Genomic DNA, 17220 nt, shown 5'->3' on the forward strand with positions numbered 1-17220 from the left:
AGGGAGCGCTACCAGCGTCCTAGAGACCCGAATCGAACTAGTGTCCCCCTCCCCGATTACCGGATTGCGCCAGCGTCCTGGCGTCGCTACTTGCTTCGGCTACAGTGGACAGCGCCGTCCCCTCGTCTGCGGTTGGAGTGGGTACCCTGCCCTGGCCGATGTAATGCAAGCGAGTGCCCTCTTGGGCCAAGCGCTGGCGCAGGTCGGTACCGACGCCATGCTGCGCAAGTTCACCGTCCAGGCTCATGGTCAGGGGGCGATCCTGGTCAGTGCCGTATTGGAATTCGATCGTGCCCTGCTTGCGTGTATGGGAGACGGCCGCGCTGCTGCTGACCGATAAGAGCAGTGGCGGCGTGGCGAAGGCGGTGCTACGGGTCACCTTGTGATCGACCGACAGGCTTTTTATTCGCAGGTTTTCTGGCTTCGCCAGTTCAGCACGCAGCGCATGCTCCACATTCTCACCACGCGCACAAAGCTCTTCCAGTCGTTGACGCGGACCATCCTTAAGTTCAAGGACGACCTTGGCAGCAGTCCCCTTGGCTTCCAGCGCCGCCACTAGGCGAGCGAAACGCGGGTCTTGGTTCAGGACATCACGAATGGCCGTAGCATTAGCCGGCGCAAGCTCCTTTAGCCAAGGCTGCTGCGCTGCCTCCCGACGCCGTGTGAACAAACCTCTGGGCTGAGCCAGCGGAGCCAGCCAGCCGCGTGCAGAAGGCAGAGCGACGCTGGTTTCGGCCGCACTGAATTGGCGGCGTCCCTCCGCTGCGGCTCGCTGACGGCGACCCAGTCCGGCCAAACTGTCCAGCACGGCATGCTGGCGATCAGTGCGGCGGTCGTTGCGCGGCAGACGCCGCTGCCAGTTGTCTAGCGCGGCGAGACATGCGGGCGGCTCCTGGTGCTGGCCGCGAATGTTACGCAACTGACCGCGGGCGGCGGGAAACTCTTGTTGCAGCGCGGTTAGCAGCGCATCGACCTCTCGCGTCTCGACTGGCTTGGCCGGGGTGAATTTGACGTTGAAACTGCGGGTCCGGGCGCGGTCGAGGTGGATCTTGGAGCTGATCTCCACCGCCGTCCGGTTGGCGAGGCCATTGGCCCCCACCAGTACCTGGGCCGGGCGCAGCCGTGGCAGCTCGGCCGTGACCTTGCGCAAGGCCTGCAGATTGTCACCCTGGGTCGAGCTACGTTCGCCACTCGGGCCAGCGGCCTGGTCGCGGGTTCGCTCATAGTGGAGGGCATTAGCCGTCGCGCCGACGCCCAGGCTAGCACGAAACCAGCTGGTGACCGGATCGGGCTTGTTCTGGCCGACATTGATACGCACGTCCGCGCCGCCCCATAGGTCCAGATCGACCGTGGTCTTGGTACTGCTGGTGGTCTTGAATTCGCGGCCGATGTCGAGTAGTTCGCGCAGCTTGGCGTCCCGGTTAGTGAGGTGGCGCGCCATGCGTTCGACGTCCCCTTCACCCACCTTGAAGCCAAGACTGGTGCCTTGGGTACGGGCACCTGTGAGGGTCGCCTCTCCGCCAGCGAAGGCTCCCACCTGGTAATGAGGCCCCTTGGCGATGGGGAGTACCGGGCCGGCGCCAGCAGTGAAATTGAGGTTACGAGCGGTTTTTCCGCCCAATTGGACATTGAGCCCCTCATCGGTACGTGCCAGGGATAGCGAACGTGACTTTTCCTGTCCGCCACCGCCTTGGAGATACACCAGCGGCCCAGCGAAGAAAAAGGGCGTCGCCCCGTCTACCGACGTCGCCTGGCTCAGGTCCAGCGTGGAGCCGGATTCAAGGCCACGCAGTTGCGTCGCCAAAGCCTGGTCGGTGGGCGTCCGCTGGGCATCCAGCGCCTGGCGCGTCAGTCGCCCGAGCGCCTGGCGCTCGCTGCCCAGCTCCCGCTGCAGGCGACCGTGGCTGTCGTACAGGGCTTCCAGCTGCCGATGCCCGCTGGCGTGGGTCTGGCCATAGTGCTGGACAGGATTTTCCTCGTACCGCTGCCGTAAAGCGTCGAAGCGCTGCGTAAGGTCGCGCAACGACGCCTCGTGATTGGAGGCGTCCTCATCCCCGGGCCGCTCTCTGCGGCGCAGGGCTTCCAATTCGTCGGTTAGTCCGTGCAACTCCTTGAGAACTTCGGCGTTGAGCACCAGCCCATCGCGAAGCAGCGCCCCCTTGTCGTTAACATCCCGGCGGCGCTTACCGGCTGGGGTGTAGTCCAGCTTGAGCCCCAGCGTTTCCAATTCTCGCAATTGTCGCTCGGCCTTACCCTCGCTACGCCCAGGTGCACGGCGAAACGCTTCGGCCAACTGTCCAAGTACCGCCTGGTTACCACCGCCAGATAGACGCTTTGCAAGCCGCCCAGTGAGATCGTCACGTGTCTTGAGTCTCGGTCGATAACCTGCCCTGGGTAGCCCCTGATCGTCGAGCACACGATGCGTCTGCCCGAGTTGGCGAGCAAGTCCGGCGCTGTGGTCCTCAAGCTCACCCCCCCATTTACCGATTGCCGCCGCGAGTTTGCTGGAAGGGTCGTCATGGCGGCCCCCTTCGAGACGTTGGTCAAGGGCATGGGCAGGTTCCTGCGCCGTGGCAAGCGTCGGTAGCTGCGCCATCAGCCGCTGCTCTTCGGCATAGAGGTCCTGCAAACCGTCGCGACCGCGATAGCGATGCTGGATGGACTTGGCGGCATTGCCCAGTCCTTCCACCGGATGCCAGTGGGCGCGCAAGGAGCCCAGTACATCACGCTGACGTTGCCAGGCGCCTTCGGTGCTTTGTCCGAGCACATTACTCGTACCATCCAGGTTACCCCCCAGGACCTGCCGGCTCTGGTGGCGGGTAGCGAGCCGTTCGTGCAATCCATTGTCCGGCACGGGACTTGGGCCCTCTTCAGACGGTGGCGTTACCCGTTGCCAAGCGCCGTTTTCCAGCCGTTGCGTGTTGCTATGGTGTTGTCCGTCATGCTCTCGTAGCACGGTGAGCTCGGGCTGTTTGCTGGCACCGGTGCGCAGGCTGGCTCGCCCCTCCTGTGCCATGCGCGGTAAGGGTACCTCCCGCCATTGCTCACGGGCAGGCGCCAGGCCCTGCCATTGATGACGTCCGAGGCTGTACAGCTGATTGCCGGTCGAGGTCGAAACCAGAGCATGCAACGTCTGACGGTGATCCAGCGCAAGATTGACGATCTGCCCACCACCAGGGGGATGCGGCAGCAGGACCTGGCGTCCGTCGACATGGGCGGTAAGAGCATCGTTCCTACCCAGGGTAATGAAGTGTTTGGCGTCGGCTACGGCGAAGTTACGCAGGTGAGATGGCGCATCCATCGCGCTACCCAACTCGATGCACGTTCGCTTGTCGGTGAGGGCGAGTTCGTGGGGAACACCCAAGGGCAGGACCACGGCTTCGCGCTTGGTATCCAGGGATTTGAGCTTACCGTTCTGAATGACATAGGCCTGACCATCCAGGCCGTGGTCAAGACTGGTGATCTCGCCGTGCTCGGTGGGCGCCCAGGTGCGACTGGTCGTATCCCACGCCTGGAGGTGACTGTCCTTGAGCGCCAAACGACCGCGAGCGCCCAGATCCACGGTCTTGTTCGGTGCCGGCTCGAAAGCCAGCGGCAAGCCGGCCTCCTGGGTGGTCACCAGCGCATCGGATAGATTCCAGCCCGGCTGGAATTGATGGTTGTCGCCCAGTGGACAAGCATGCAACTGATCGTTGCGATCACGGACGACGGCGGTCAGGTGTCCATCGTCATCGTGCAGGAAGCTCTGCAGCCGTACCGCGCCACCTAGAGCCTGTTGCAGGCGATCCTGCTCGACGCGGCGCAGGAGTAGCGTTCCCTCCTGCTCCTGATGATCGTCCTGGACATAGAGGTCGCCCTGGCTATCTGTGGCATAGAGGCGGTCACCCGGGCCGAGGCCGATCCGTTCAGCCAGCAGATTGCGCTGGCCTCGGCCATCGGTCGTGTGCAGCCGGGCGCTGCGTAAGCGCCCGTCGGCGTCGCTCAGCTCGACCTTACGGTGCTGGGAATCCAGCAGCAGCCTTGCGTTCGCGCCGCCGGGTGCCACGCTGACGTCGCGAAGGTTGCCGTGGCGCGGAATACCTTGCAGCCGGCCATCACCCAGCCGCACCAGACGCTCGTAAGGGCGGCTATCGTTGTGTGGTTGCCAACGCTGGGTGGCGTGGTCGAAGCGATAACGTACTCCGTTCATCAGCCGTTCCTGACGACCTTCGGCATCCGTCTGCACCCCGCAAATCAGGCCGATGTGGGCCGGGCCGGGTGGCGCCAGTTCCGGAGACGTCGCGAGACTAGCCTTGAGAACGGCCTGAGCACCAGCGGTGCGCTGAAAGTGAAAGGCTCGCCCTGCTTCATCAGCAAAGCGATGCCCGCGGCGATCTTGCTGCAGCCCTCCGAAGCGTTTGTGGGGCTGATTCAGGCGCGCCTCGAAAAGCCGTTCCGACGCCCCATTGCCGCCCAGGTCAAGGCGCCCCTCGTTAAGCTGGACACCCCTTTCGCCAGACACCTGCCCCAGGGCGATCGCAGGGGCAGCTGCGGTTTGACCGCGTTGGAAAAGGCTCCGCACGCTGCCCAGGATGCCCTGCCCGCGGCGCTGCTGGCGTACCGCTCCGGTCGCCGCAGCTCCGTTGCTTCCTTCCGCTCGACTTGTGCCACCCGCAAACAGTCCGTTGAGCCTCATCGCCACCTCCGGCCACCTAGCTGAAGTCGCTCGGTGGCAATTCGAGGCGTGTCGGTTCCCAAAGGTCGGACGATTACTTCTATTTCCTCAGATGCAAAGGAGAATTTGGGAAGTGCCATGGGACCCAGGCCAATCCTCCATTCAAACCAAACTGCGGCGGAAAAGCATATGAATCTTTAACTAAATAGTAAGAATCGTGAAAAAGCTCTAAAAGTGCGGAAGAACACGTTTATTTGTATCCAAACGTTATACGGTTGCCTTCGCGTTGCTGGTATCTATCCACCGGGTCGATTGCAGTAGGGGCACGCAATGAGTACGTCTCAACAATTAGAGCCGCATGCTCAACAATCTAGCTCCTCTTTTGATCTCGATGAGATCGCACGTAATACCGCGCCACTGGATGTCGACCTCTTGCTTCGCGGCGAGACGGGAACCGGAAAGGACACTTTGGCACGTCACATCCACAAGCTTTCCGGTCGCAGCGGCAGCTTTGTAGCCCTGAACTGCGCGGCCATTCCGGAAAGTCTCGCTGAGAGCCAGTTGTTCGGTGTCACTTGCGGGGCCTACACCGGCGCCCGCCACAGCCGGGCGGGTTTCATCGAGGCCGCCCACAATGGCACCCTGTACCTTGATGAGATCGACAGCATGCCGCTGCCGCTGCAGGCCAAGCTGTTGCGCGTTCTGGAAGCGCGCGGCGTCGAGCGCTTGGGGTCTACCCAATTCATCCCGGTGAATATGAGGGTAATTGCCTCAGCGCAGAATTCGCTGCAGCGCATGGTCGAAGAACAACGCTTTCGCCGGGATCTCTACTTTCGACTCAATGTGGTGAGCATCAAGCTGCCTGCGCTGCAGGACCGACGCGAGCAGATCATTCCGCTGTTCCTTGAGTTCATCCGGGTTGAGGCCTGCCAGATGGGTCGACCATTGCAACAGCCGCCGCCCTGTCTGATTCATCAATTGCTGTGCTACCACTGGCCCGGCAACATCCGCGAACTGCGCTCGGCTGCCAAGCGCTATGTACTGGGCCTCCCCCCCCTACCTCATATTGATCCCCGGCGCATGGATCCGAATCGCAAGCTTAAGGAGCGCTTGGCGGATGTCGAGAAGCTGCTTATCGAGGACTGCCTGCGCCGTCACCAGCATTGCATTGATTCTGCCATCACCGAACTCGGCATCGGCCGGCGCACCCTGTACTACCGCATGCGTGCCCTGAATATCGCTAGCGCCGGCTGAACGATGCCGATGGAACCGGTCGGCCAACTGTTGCCACTCAGTCTCCGGAACCGCCAGCGGGCGGTATCCCTACCCTTCACATCCGGAGATACGACTATGGCAATGGGAGCTTCCCTGGGCGCCTCGATGGCAGCCATGCAACAACTCGACGCCACCTCGGCCGCCACCACCGCGATGAACGCCAAGGCCCAGTCCACCAAGATGGTGACCGATACCGTCAACAGCATCTCCCAAGGTGCGGTCGATTCGGCTACCAAAGCCACCAGTGGCATGACCGAAGCGGCCAAGTCGATCCGCTACTGATCCGCCTTGCCTCCAGCTCTGGCTGGAGGCGTCCCTTCCCCGGCAGAAGCAGGCTTTCCCATGAACTCCTCAGCACTCCAGGCGGCCCAACCCGCCTCGCTTGAACAACCCATGGAGATTACCGCGCGCCAGGCGCCGGAAGGTGCGGACGTGGCCTGGTTCAAGGCTGCCCTTGGCCCCAACACCGGACATACCGCACAGGCGGTGCCGGACAATGTCGCGGCGCGCATCATTGGCCAGCTGTCCCAACGCTCTGATGCCCTGCAGCGACTGTCGGACCGGGCTGGCCGTGACCTGCAGAAGGCCGCGCGCACTGCGACGCCGGAAGACATGCTCAAGGCGAATCGCTCGTTGTCGTCTTTTTATCTGGAAAGCGTGATGACCGCTAAGCTGGTGGCGAAAGGCTCCCAAGCGGTCGAAAAGCTGACCAACCTGCAATGAAGTTCGCATCCCAAGCCCTCGCGCCCGTCCTGGCGACGTTACTCTTGGTTGGCTGTGGCGACCGTGTGGAACTGCATAGCCACCTATCCGAGCAGGACGCCAATGAGGTGGTCGCCGAACTGGCCGACAAGCACATCCTTGCTGATAAGCGCCAAGCCAAGGACGGTGTCAGCGTGCTGGTAGCCGCCGAGAATATCAACCGTGCGGTGCGGGCTTTGGATGCCGCCGGTCTGCCGCATCGGCAACGCACCAGCCTCGGCGAGATCTTCCGCAAAGAAGGTGTGATTTCCACTCCCCTAGAAGAGCGCGCCCGCTACCTCTATGCCTTGTCTCAAGAACTCGAAGCCACCTTGTCACAGATCGATGGTGTGGTGACCGCACGCGTGCATGTGGTGTTACCGGAGCGGGTGGCCCTGGGCGAGCCGGTGCAACCGGCCTCGGCCTCGGTATTCATCAAGCACACCCCCGCGCTCGACCCCGACAGCACCCTGCCGCGGATTCGCCGCCTGGTCGCCAGCAGCATTCCTGGTATGGCCAGCGAGACGGAAAGCAGCCGCAAGCTGGCCATCGTCTTCGTTCCGGCGGCCCCCTACCGCGAGGCGCCTTCGCTGGCAGGCTTCGGGCCATTCCTGATCCCTCAGGAAGACCTGGCGTTCTGGCGACTGGTGGGTTGGTCGATGCTGGTCAGCCTCGTGGCGCTGAGCGCACTCGTTCTGACCCTGCTCGGTTGGCGTCGGCGCCGGATACCGGCTAGCACGCCTGCGGTGATCGCAACATCCGCACCTGCAGGCCAGGTGATTGCACCGGCGGCCTTCCGCCGCCGAGACGGCAGCGCGTGAATACCTCCGCCCTCGCCTGGGCCCGCTGGTGGCACCTAGGCTGGTTGCAGGCTGAGGCGTCTTGGTGGCCGCCGGCCCTATCGGGTCTACCCGGCGAGCAACTAAGGGTATTGGCGCGTACGCACCACGCCGAATTAGGTAAGGCTTTTGCACTACCAGCGATAGCACCACCGCCACCGCTCGCCGTGATGGCGCCGCTGCTTAGTGGCCCAGCCGAGCAGCGCGACCTTTGCCTGACCTTGGTCGTTGCACTATGCCACCCGCAGCAGCCGCAGGACCTGAGTCCGGCCCAGCGCGATTGGTGCGTGAGCGTAGCCCGAGCGCTACGTCCTGGCCAGTGGTTGTCACAAGGCGGCGACCCTCTGGGTCTGTTGCGTGCCTGGGTACCGCCTGCCGTCTGGCAGCGTGCCCGCCTGGCGTTTCCCCGTTCGCGCATTGAGCTTCTGGAAGCCCAACCGCTCGACCCGCCGCCCACCGGTCGCCTGAACGCCCTGTGGCATGCCGTCTATTGGCAGGCCCAGCAGACCCACTTCGCTCTGGAACCCACAATTCCATGCTGACTCGACGTACGCTTGAGCTGCGCGCCAATGCGGCGACGCTACCTGAAACCCATCTGCCCCGCGCGCTCCTTGCCGACTGCGGCCGCGCAGAAACCGTGCTCTCGCACGCAGAGGCGCAGGCTGCCGAACTGCTGGCCGCCTCCGAAACCGCATGCGCCACCCGTCTAGGGCAGCTGGAGCGGGAATTCTGGCAACGCGCCGAGGGGCTACTGGATGCCTGGCAGGCCCAGCGCCAGGAAGAACAGGCAGCGTTGGAAGAGATCGCCCGCGAGGTGGTGAACGCGGCCCTTGACCAGTTGCTGGCCGAAACACCGCCGGCACAGCGCGTCGACGCCCTGCTACGCCAGCTGCTGCTTAGTCGGCAACCGCCGCTGCCCGGCCAGCTGCATTGCGCCCCAGACCTGGAGGCGCCGTTACAGACCTGGTGCGCCGCGCGCCCCGAACTGCCCTGGCAGCTGGTGACGGACCACGCACTACCGCCGGGACAGATGATGCTACGTAGTGACACCGGCGACTTCCGCCTTGACTGGAGGCACGCAGTAAACGGCCTCCAGCTACCCGAACAGCCAGGAATGGAACCGTCGGTCTAGGGCTCGCCACTCAGCTTCGACATTGACCTGCCGAGGTAAACCCATGCCCTCCCTGGATGCAACCCAGCATCGCCTTGATGCCTATTTCCAGCGCGCTCAAGCCAATATCGATACCGCAGCCCTCAACGCGGCCAATAGCTATTCCCTGGAAGACATGCGCACCTTCGTGCAGAGCATGAACGGCATGTCTATGGCGATGACCGCCGTGACGCAACAGACCAGCATCCAGCACAACCTAGCCAAGGCGATCATCGATGCGATGCCGTGACCTGGAGGCGGAACTCAGCCTCTGGTTGCGCAAGCCTGATGCGCCCTACGAACTGATTGTCGACGACGGGGCGGTGCGGGTGTGCGCCTATGCCCAGGGTACCCGCCTGGAGATCGCCCTTGACCTGCCCTCCCACGATGACGCCCTGCTCGACGCCGCGTTGCAACTGGCACACACCAGCCTTCAGCGCTTTCCCGCAGCCCTGGCGCGTGCCCCTAAGGACGGTCGACTGTGGCTGGTAAGCGAACATCGTGGCACGGCGCTGCCCGGCGATTTGTTGGACTTGCTGGAGGTAATACTCAACCAGAGAGACGCCTGGCAACTGTCGCTGGCCCAGCATATCCGTCGCATTCCCGGGACTGGCCTACGCCCGACGATACTTGCTGAGGACTCGCGCTATGCGTAAGGCAGGTCGTCATACGCTCCACGCCCTGGCGTTCGTCGGCGCCCTTGCAGTAGCCCCCTTGAGTGGTGCCGCCGTCCCCACGGACTGGGCTAGCACCCCCTATGCCTATGAGGCCCAACAGACACCCGTCGATCGTGTGCTCAAGGACTTTGCTCAGACCTTCGGTCTCAAGTTGCGGTTGGACGGCACGCTGAGCGGCAATGTCGATGGCAAGCTTCGCACCGATACACCTCAGGCATTTTTACAGCGTCTCGCACTGGAGCATCGCTTCCAGTGGTTTCTGTACAACAATACCCTGTACGTCAGCCCTATTGACCAGGAAGACGCCGCTCGGCTGGAGGTCTCACCCGACGCCGTCCCGGACCTCAAGAAGGCGCTAGGCGATATTGGCCTGCTCGACAGCCGCTTCGGCTGGGGAGAATTGCCTGACGAAGGCGTGGTGCTGGTCTCCGGACCGGCCCGCTATGTGCGCCTGGTGCGGCAGTTCGCCCGCGAGCGAGAGAAGCCGGAAGAGAAGCAGGAGGTCATTAGCATCGACCTGCGCTATGCCAGCGCCGCCGACCGCAGCATCCGCTATCGCGAGGAGAGCCTCACGATCCCTGGCGTGGCCAGCATCCTACGTGGCCTTCTTGAGGCGCGCAGCAACGCCCCGGCCATGTCGCTGGGCAATGGCTCGCCAGGGCAGGTGATGCAAGGCCTTCAGGGCTTGCAGAACGGCGCCATGGGCCAGATCGAACAGCTGGCCATCGGTCTGGGACGCGGCGCACCCAATCAGAATCGGTTGCCGGTCAGTACCAGTGGCGGCGGCCGCATACGGGTCGAGGCTGACGTACGCAACAACGCCGTGCTGGTGTATGACTCACCAAAGCGCCGCAGCATTTACGAACCCCTGATCCGCAGTCTCGACGTACCGCGCAAGTTGGTCGAGATCGACGCCATCATCTTGGACATCGATCGTACCCAGTTGGCCGAGCTGGCGGCGAACTGGAACGTACAACATGGCGAGTTCGCCGCTGGCGCCTCACTGCTGCAGGGCGGTACTTCAACGCTGTTCATCCAGAACTACGGCGATTTCTTCGCCCAGTTACGTGCCCTCGAAGGGCGTGGACTTGCCTCGGTGGTGGCCAACCCCTCGGTGCTCACCTTGGAAAACCAGCCGGCCGTTATCGACTTCAGCCATACCGAATACCTGCGCGCCGTCGGCGAGCGAGTGGCGACCTTTCAGCCCATCACCGCCGGCACTAGCCTGCAGGTAGTGCCCCATACGATCGAAGGCAGCCAGGGCGATCAGATCCAACTGGTGGTGGACATCGAAGACGGGCGCATCGAAGCCCCTACGGCCGGCCAGGATACGCCTAGCGTACGCCGGGGCACGGTGAGCACCCAGGCGGTGATGGGCGAAAAGCGCTCGCTGGTAGTAGGGGGCTTCCATGTCGAGGAAACTGGCGACAACACCGAGCGAGTGCCGGTCCTTGGCCGCATTCCCGTGCTAGGTAAGCTGCTGTTCACCTCTACCAATCGACAGACCAATCGTCGCGAACGGGTCTTCATCCTCACGCCGCGGCTGATCGGCGACCAAGTCGACCCTGCCCGCTATTTGGCCGAAAGCGATCGCCACCAGGTGGATGCCGCCATGGCTCGCGTCGACGAGCGCCACGGCGGCCGCCGGCCCGTGGGACGCGAAGAGGTTGGCCGCATCCTGGCAGACGTGGTCGTTGGGCGTATCCCAAAAGGGTTCAGCCAGAGCGCCAGCGTACCCTACATGCCGGCCTCGCTGTGCCGGCTTCCGACGCCCTTGACCCTCGACGCGAGCCGCGCCCAATGGTTGGCCGGCGCGGACTACGGTGTCGCTGTCGGCGTAGTCCGGAACACCGGCGATCAACGCCTGCGCCTGGACGAAGCTGACTGCGGCGGGCCCCGCAGCCTGGCCGTGGCAGCCTGGCCCAAGGCCTGGCTTGATCCCGGTGAGGAAACTGAGGTGTTCGTCGCCATGCGTCCGCCGTCCGCTACCACCCGGGCGCGGACCTCGCTGCTCGAAGGAGGAAGAGCGCCATGAAGTGCCGAAACATCATCCTGCTTCTTGCCTCCCTCTGGCTGAGTGGCTGCGCGAGCCAAACCGGCTGCCAAGGCGCCGCTTGCACACGGCCAGAATCCCAGCCAGACCGATTGTCTGTGTGGTGGGCACCAGGCCTGCGCAGCGGTCTCGGCAATCCAGAAAACCCCGATGACCACAGCCTACTACCGGTGGAGGAATGAACCTTGTCCACGCCGTTGATTGTCAACAGCCGCCAGGCCTTCCAGGCCAATGTCATCGCCGGAGCCTCGGCTAACTGGATGCTCCATCCGGGCATCCAGTTCCGGGTCCAAGAGGAAGCCCAGGCCCAGGGCATCGCCTTGCGTCTGGAACCCCAAGCGGTCAGCCGGTCCCAGCTCTATCGCGCGCTGGAATTGCGCTTCGAGCGGCCGCAAGACTTTGCATGCTGCTATCTGTTCCTCGATCCCGAGCGTGCACTGGTGATATGGCAGGCCCTACCCCCGAATCCTGACTCAGCCGTGCTCGAGTCCCTGGAAACCGCCGCGCTGTCCCTCGCCGGCCTCGAATGCCTGGCACCCGCCCCTTCCTCCGCCATCGTGAGACCTTGCACATGAACACCCTAGCCCCCTTACTGGATGCTCTGGCTGCGCGTCTGCGCACGCCCCTGACCCTGGATCAGGGCGTCTGCGCCCTTTATGACGCCCAGCAACGGGAAGCCTTGGTGCTGGAATGCCCGGAGCACAGCGATAGCATCATCCTGCACTGTGACCTGCGCCTGGCGCGCCCTGTCGATGCAATCACGCTGCTCGAGATGAATTTCCGCGCCGACGTGCTTGGCGGCTGCTGGCTCGCTCAGGACCCGGAGGGCTGCATTCGCCTGTGCGCGCTGTGCGCGCAGGAACTGCTCGATGAGCGGCGCTTCTGCGACTGGGTGCTGGGATTCATGGCTCAGGTATCCGAAGTACGTGATCGGTTACAGCCGGTCCGTAGCGCTCGCCAGGCATGAATCAGAACCTGCTGAGAGGAGCCCGCAGCACCGCAGTGCTACAGACTCCTGGCTGTTCGAAGCCAGCATCTTCAGCGTTGCAGGATCTTCATCGTTTCCAGCTGACGCCCCACGGAGTCCACCAGGCCTTCTTGGGCGCGTTGCAAGCTTTCGCTTAGAGCATGATGGCTGGCGAGTTGCGCCTGCAGGCGCTCTTGTTCCCAATATGTCGAATGGGTCTGAGTTCCGCCGTTGGCTTCGGCATGGGCCTTGGCTTCCGTATGGGCCGTTCCTGCGCTATGTACCTTTGCGCCGCGGGCCGCTCGCGCACCACGCTGCAACAGATGCGGGCCTCCCGCCTGGCGCGGCCGTGTCGGCCGCTGGCTCAGCCCGGGACCTTGGACTGAACCGCTGGCTGTTGGTGCCGCGGTACCGCGAGTATGGGAAAGCGAGATGGGGTGCATAGGGTAATCCTCTGCTGTGTACGGCCTTCTAGGTGGCGTTCATGAAGCCCCCGGTTCCGTTTCAGCGTCCAAGATCGGGCGCCTGAATTACCTCACTCAGCGCTTTAGCATCTAGCTCACGCAGCAGGCGGTACAGCTGCGCCACAGCCTGTAGGGTGTCACGCGGGATGTAGTGGCCTAGTGGTTCGCGATGTAGGGTCCGCGCGAGCCAGACGCATTGGATCACAGGTACCTGCGCTGCCTGTGCGCGGGCGATAAGACGTCTTGCCTGAGCGTCAGTACCTTTGTCGACCAAGACGGGAAGCGGCGTTTGCTCAGGCCTGTAGAACAGGGCTACCGCATAGTGCGTCGGGTTCACGACCAAAAGGTCAGCCTTCTCTACCTCACGCTGCGCCGTTGGCGCCTGCTCAACCAGGCTGCGGGCCAGCTGCCGCCGATGCAACTTGACGTGGGGGTCGCCTTCCATCTCCTTGAATTCCTTGCGTACCTCCTGCTCGGTCATGCGTAGCCGGCGAGCGAAAAAATAGCGCTGCAAGCCGAAGTCGACCATGGCCAGCACCAACAGCACGCCCAGGCAGTTATGGAGGATGCGGCGGAACAAGCTGGTTAGACCCTGCCAATAGGAAGGCAGATCGGTACCCGTTAGCGCAATCAGCGCGCCCAAGGCAGGCCGGGTTACGCTGTAGATCACCACACCTAGAAAGACCGCCTTTAGCAGGCCCATGAGCAGGTTCATCAAGGCCTGGCCGGAAAACATCTGCCGAGCTTGACTGAGCGGGTTGAGACGGTTGAAGTCCGGCTTGAGCGCCTCGGGCGCGAAGAGAAAGCCAATTTGCAGCCAGGCCGCCAGCACCCGCATGGCCATCGCAACCCCCACTGTCATCAGGGAGAAGGCCAGTAACACCTGTCCAGCCTGCACCAGCGTCTCCATCAGGGTCGCCGTGAAGGGCTGTCTCAACCGGCCCAGAGGAAACAGCATTAGGCGGCCCAGCCGTTGCAAGCTATCGTCAGCCATCAAGGTCGCTGCCTCGGCCACTACCGCCAGAACCAGCAAGCTGCTTAGGTCGTGGCTCTGACTGACCTGGCCCTTGCGGCGCGCCTCGCGGCGCTTTTTGGGGGTCGCCTGATGACTCTTCTCGCCGCTGTCATCGCTCATTGTGGTACCCCTACGAGCAGGCGCAGCAGCTTACCGAGGTCTGCGAGTCCCTGTAGCCTTTCGGCCATGGCCATTTGCAGCGTGGGTAGATACAGCACCAGGAAGCCCAGTCCGAGCAGGCTTTTGGCCGGCATGGCCAGGATGAAAACTTGCAGCTGTGGACTGTACAGACTCAGCAACGCCAGGCCGAACTCGATGAGCAGCAGCAGCGCGATGAAGGGCGCCGCATAGAGCACCAGGTGGGAAAAGGTATCGCCCAGCTGTGTCAGGTAGATGGAAAAACCGGTCGCGCTCAGGTCTGGTAGCCATTGGATCGGCGGCCAGATTAGATAGCTGTCCCAGATCACCTGCAGCAGGCTGCCCAGGCCGACGCTGGCTACGAGAACCAGCACCGTAAGCTCCTTGAACAGGTGTCCCAAGGGCGTCGCATCACTGCCGAGCGCCGGGTTGAGCTGACCGCCGGTCAAGGCGCCACGCTGATTATCCAGCAGCGCACCCACGGATTCATAGAGCCAGAACGGCATGGCGAGCAGCAACCCGAGCAGTAACCCGAGCAGGACTTCCTTGAGTAGCAGCCCAACCAACAGCGACCAGCTTCCATCCATTAACCCGAGCCCCACGTGAATGCCCGGAGCCGGTACCAGGCTCAGCGCCAGGACGATGGCATGTCGCGGCAGGCCACGTACGTGCTGGAAGCAGAACAGTGGCACCAGGTAGGCCACCGGGTACAGGCGCGCCATGCCTATGGCGACTGCCGCAAACCAGTCCAGCTGGGTGGCTTCAAGAGTCAAACTCATGGCTCAACCGCCCCGCACGGCAATCAGATCGAAAGCCTGGGTCATGAGCTGTAGCAACTCGACACCGATCCAGCGTCCAGTAAGCAACAGGGTGAATCCCACTGCCACCAGCTTGATGCCGAACGGCAGCGTCTGATCCTGGATCTGCATCAGGGCCTGTAGCAGGGACGTCAGCACCCCGACCACGACGGCAACGATCAGCGGTGGTGCCGAAAGGATCACCACCAGGATCATGCCTTGCTTGAACAGTGTCAGCACATCCACGGGTTGTCCTCAGAGATAGGAGTAGAACAGACCGTCAAGCAGCCGAGTCCAGCCCTGGACCAAGACAAAGATCAGTAGCTTGAGTGGCAGGGAAATGGTCATGGGCGCCACCATCTGCATGCCCAATGCCAGCAACAGGTTGGAGACGATCAAGTCGATGACGATGAAGGGCACGTAGATCAGGAAACCGATCTGGAAGGCCGACTGCAGCTCCGACAGCATGAAGCCTGGGATGAGCAGAATGAGATCGTCGCGGCTGGCCTGCTCGGCCTGTTCCTTAGGCCACATCCGCCGCGTGTTCTCCAGCAGGTGGGTGACCACGTCCGGATCGGCGTTACGTGACATGAAGGCCTGCAATGGCTGCAGCGCACCCAGGGCCGTGCGCTGCAGCGCGTCGGTGCTCGAGAACTGCAGCGGATGCTGTTTGAGTGCTGTGGCGACCTGTTGGCCGACCGGCGCCATGACGAACAGGGTCGCGGCCAGGGCGATACCGTAGAGCGCCATGTTTGGGGGCACCTGCTGCACACCGATGGCATTGCGGGTGATCATCAGCACAATGGCGATCTTGAGGAAGGCGCTACAGATGATCAGCAGCAACGGTACCAACGAAAGACCGCCGATAAACAGCGCCAGCAGGAAGGGATCTATACCCTGGATGTTCATCCGGCAAGATCCACTCGGGTGATCTGCAGGGCCAGCCGCCCTTCCACCTCCACCAACTCCCCCTGGGCTACGGGGCGTTCGCCGTAGCATAGGCTGGCTTGACCCGGCGTCGCCTCGGGTACCGACAGCAACATGCCCGGCGCCAGGTCGCGTAGCGCACCCAAGCTGAGACGCAGATTTCCGCAGCGCAGGGTGAAAGGTAGCGGCAGGTCATCGAACGGCTCAGCCTCTACCTCCGGTAGCGTCAGGGGTCGATCATCGTCTTGGCCGAGTGGATCAGAGGTGGCATAGGGATCCATGATTGATTCCTCGATGGATAGAATGTCGAGCTCGGTTAGGCCGTGCAGTCGGACGAGGCGAACCGCTACGCGCCAGCGGCCCAGATCCAGAACACCACTGCCGTCCGGCTGGAACAGGGTGTCTGCAGGCCGCAGTAGATCCCCGACTGCCAGTTGCCCGAGTTGTCGGCGCGACAGCTCCAGGTGAGCCAGTACCAGGGGTAGCCGCAGTGGCCAAGCTGGCAGCGCTGGCGCCGGCAGAGGGGACCAGGGCGTCGCGGCTAGCAGCCGCAGCAGGGTCGCTGCTGTTAGCGCCAGACGCGTGCTGGCACGGCTTGGGCCGCGCACTGCGGTCAGGCGGAGCACCAGCCGGGCACCGTCTTCCGGCAGCGCGCGGCCAGGTCGCAAATCCCCAAACAGCTCAGCCAGTTCCGTGGCCAGGGTTACGCTGATCAGCGCCCAGTACCATTCCGCGTTTTCCTCGGCGTTCTCTGGCACGACCGGACAGTCACCCAGGAGGCTGAGCAGTTCGCCCGGGCGCTCAAGCCACAGCGGACCCACACGGGTGTCCAGGATGAAACCTGCGTCAACAGTGGCGTCGGCCTCCGCCGCGAGGATCAGATGGCCAGCTTCGCTGGCCAGCCCATAAGCCAGGCTGCGTCCGCGCCCCAGACGTTGCCGCGCCTCCAACTCCAAGGCCGTACGCGTGGGCAGTATTAGAGGTGAAGTCAAAGCTCGGGCTCCAAGTCGACATCCAGAGCCACCGGCTCATCCAACCCCTGACTCAAGCGCGCCGCGCAGTCGTCGGCATGCCGCTGTAAGAAGCGGCACGCGTGTTCGCTGTCGCAAGTCAGTGCCAGCCACCAGCCCGCACCTTGTCGCCGTTCGGCGTTGATCCGCAGCCGACCGAGATTGGGCAGATACAGCAAAAATTCCAGCCGCGGCGCCCGATCCAGCGCAAGCCGTGGTTCGAGTTGCTCCACTAAGGCCTCCAACGAGGCTTCGGGCACGACCTCAAATCCTGCAGCCTGGGCTTGGCAGTCGCTACGCGGATCTTCATTGAAGCTGTCCAGCAAGCGGCGAAATCCCTGTGCGACAAGGGGCCAGCCGCCACCCCAGCTGCTGTCGACCTCTTGCCGCAGCTCCTGGGACCGATAGCGGCTGGCCGAGACGGCTCGTTCCGCTGCGTTCGATCGACCATTGGCGGGCGGTCGTTGTGGCAAATGCGGCGTGGACGCAGTACGGGTAACCGGAGAGGGGGTG

General features: G+C 63.2%; 18 protein-coding genes. 11 read left to right on the top strand and 7 right to left on the bottom strand.

Annotated features, from left to right (window positions below):
* Positions 1 to 37: 37 nt before the first annotated feature.
* On the bottom strand, positions 38 to 4675 hold the full coding sequence (locus tag PVZ77_RS19105) for an AvrE-family type 3 secretion system effector (RefSeq protein ID WP_273808413.1): 4638 nt from the start codon (positions 4673 to 4675) through the stop codon (positions 38 to 40).
* A 309-nt stretch (positions 4676 to 4984) separates the two neighbouring features.
* Here PVZ77_RS19105 and PVZ77_RS19110 point away from each other — a divergent pair, with 309 nt between their 5' ends.
* The 11 genes from PVZ77_RS19110 to PVZ77_RS19155 all read left to right on the top strand — a co-directional run bounded on the left by PVZ77_RS19110 (position 4985) and on the right by PVZ77_RS19155 (position 12356).
* Complete coding sequence (locus PVZ77_RS19110; protein ID WP_273808411.1) at positions 4985 to 5908, top strand: sigma 54-interacting transcriptional regulator; 924 nt, start codon at positions 4985 to 4987, stop codon at positions 5906 to 5908.
* A 102-nt stretch (positions 5909 to 6010) separates the two neighbouring features.
* A complete protein-coding gene (locus PVZ77_RS19115) occupies positions 6011 to 6211 on the top strand; it encodes an ATP-dependent helicase HrpA (RefSeq protein WP_273808432.1) in 201 nt (66 codons plus the stop codon).
* A 111-nt stretch (positions 6212 to 6322) separates the two neighbouring features.
* Positions 6323 to 6652 carry a type III secretion system inner rod subunit SctI gene (gene sctI, locus PVZ77_RS19120; RefSeq protein WP_273829835.1) on the top strand — a complete coding sequence of 110 codons (330 nt, stop codon included), beginning with the start codon at positions 6323 to 6325 and terminating at the stop codon, positions 6650 to 6652.
* Positions 6649 to 7491, top strand: a complete 843-nt coding sequence (sctJ, locus tag PVZ77_RS19125; RefSeq protein ID WP_273808409.1) for a type III secretion system inner membrane ring lipoprotein SctJ — start codon at positions 6649 to 6651, stop codon at positions 7489 to 7491. The genes sctI and sctJ overlap by 4 nt, the downstream gene beginning before the upstream one ends.
* Positions 7492 to 8044: 553 nt before the next feature.
* On the top strand, positions 8045 to 8641 hold the full coding sequence (sctL, locus tag PVZ77_RS19130; protein ID WP_273808408.1) for a type III secretion system stator protein SctL: 597 nt from the start codon (positions 8045 to 8047) through the stop codon (positions 8639 to 8641).
* Positions 8642 to 8684: 43 nt separating this feature from the next.
* A complete protein-coding gene (locus PVZ77_RS19135) occupies positions 8685 to 8909 on the top strand; it encodes a type III secretion protein (protein WP_273808407.1) in 225 nt (74 codons plus the stop codon).
* Positions 8896 to 9315 (top strand): hypothetical protein, encoded by a 420-nt coding sequence (locus PVZ77_RS19140; protein ID WP_273808406.1) that lies wholly within the window; start codon positions 8896 to 8898, stop codon positions 9313 to 9315. The genes PVZ77_RS19135 and PVZ77_RS19140 overlap by 14 nt, the downstream gene beginning before the upstream one ends.
* Positions 9308 to 11371: a type III secretion system outer membrane ring subunit SctC gene (gene sctC, locus PVZ77_RS19145; RefSeq protein ID WP_273808405.1), complete on the top strand. Its 2064-nt coding sequence runs from the start codon at positions 9308 to 9310 to the stop codon at positions 11369 to 11371. The genes PVZ77_RS19140 and sctC overlap by 8 nt, the downstream gene beginning before the upstream one ends.
* The gene (hrpT, locus tag PVZ77_RS26155; protein WP_414206449.1) at positions 11368 to 11571 is read left to right on the top strand and encodes an HrpT family type III secretion system protein; all 204 of its coding nucleotides are present in this window, start codon (positions 11368 to 11370) and stop codon (positions 11569 to 11571) included. The genes sctC and hrpT overlap by 4 nt, the downstream gene beginning before the upstream one ends.
* 3 nt (positions 11572 to 11574) lie before the next feature.
* Positions 11575 to 11964, top strand: a complete 390-nt coding sequence (locus PVZ77_RS19150; protein WP_273808404.1) for a transcriptional regulator — start codon at positions 11575 to 11577, stop codon at positions 11962 to 11964.
* The gene (locus PVZ77_RS19155; RefSeq protein ID WP_273808402.1) at positions 11961 to 12356 is read left to right on the top strand and encodes a type III secretion system chaperone; all 396 of its coding nucleotides are present in this window, start codon (positions 11961 to 11963) and stop codon (positions 12354 to 12356) included. The genes PVZ77_RS19150 and PVZ77_RS19155 overlap by 4 nt, the downstream gene beginning before the upstream one ends.
* Positions 12357 to 12860: 504 nt before the next feature.
* Here PVZ77_RS19155 and sctU read toward each other — a convergent pair.
* From sctU to PVZ77_RS19185, 6 genes are read right to left on the bottom strand one after another with little or no spacing between them, the layout of a single operon-like run.
* Complete coding sequence (gene sctU, locus PVZ77_RS19160) at positions 12861 to 13955, bottom strand: type III secretion system export apparatus subunit SctU (RefSeq protein WP_273808401.1); 1095 nt, start codon at positions 13953 to 13955, stop codon at positions 12861 to 12863.
* A complete protein-coding gene (gene sctT / locus PVZ77_RS19165; RefSeq protein WP_273808400.1) occupies positions 13952 to 14752 on the bottom strand; it encodes a type III secretion system export apparatus subunit SctT in 801 nt (266 codons plus the stop codon). The genes sctU and sctT overlap by 4 nt, the downstream gene beginning before the upstream one ends.
* A 3-nt stretch (positions 14753 to 14755) precedes the next feature.
* The gene (gene sctS, locus PVZ77_RS19170; RefSeq protein WP_273808399.1) at positions 14756 to 15016 is read right to left on the bottom strand and encodes a type III secretion system export apparatus subunit SctS; all 261 of its coding nucleotides are present in this window, start codon (positions 15014 to 15016) and stop codon (positions 14756 to 14758) included.
* Between the two features lie 9 nt (positions 15017 to 15025).
* Positions 15026 to 15679, bottom strand: coding sequence for a type III secretion system export apparatus subunit SctR (sctR, locus tag PVZ77_RS19175; protein WP_273808398.1), 654 nt, complete (start codon positions 15677 to 15679; stop codon positions 15026 to 15028).
* Positions 15676 to 16653 carry a FliM/FliN family flagellar motor switch protein gene (locus PVZ77_RS19180; RefSeq protein WP_273808397.1) on the bottom strand — a complete coding sequence of 326 codons (978 nt, stop codon included), beginning with the start codon at positions 16651 to 16653 and terminating at the stop codon, positions 15676 to 15678. The genes sctR and PVZ77_RS19180 overlap by 4 nt, the downstream gene beginning before the upstream one ends.
* A 32-nt stretch (positions 16654 to 16685) precedes the next feature.
* The gene (locus tag PVZ77_RS19185) at positions 16686 to 17033 is read right to left on the bottom strand and encodes a type III secretion system HrpP C-terminal domain-containing protein (protein WP_273808396.1); all 348 of its coding nucleotides are present in this window, start codon (positions 17031 to 17033) and stop codon (positions 16686 to 16688) included.
* Positions 17034 to 17220 lie beyond the last annotated feature (187 nt).

It is taken from the genome of Pseudomonas sp. SHLD1 (assembly GCF_028640935.1).
Taxonomy (GTDB): Bacteria; Pseudomonadota; Gammaproteobacteria; order Pseudomonadales; family Pseudomonadaceae; genus Chryseomonas; species Chryseomonas aestiva.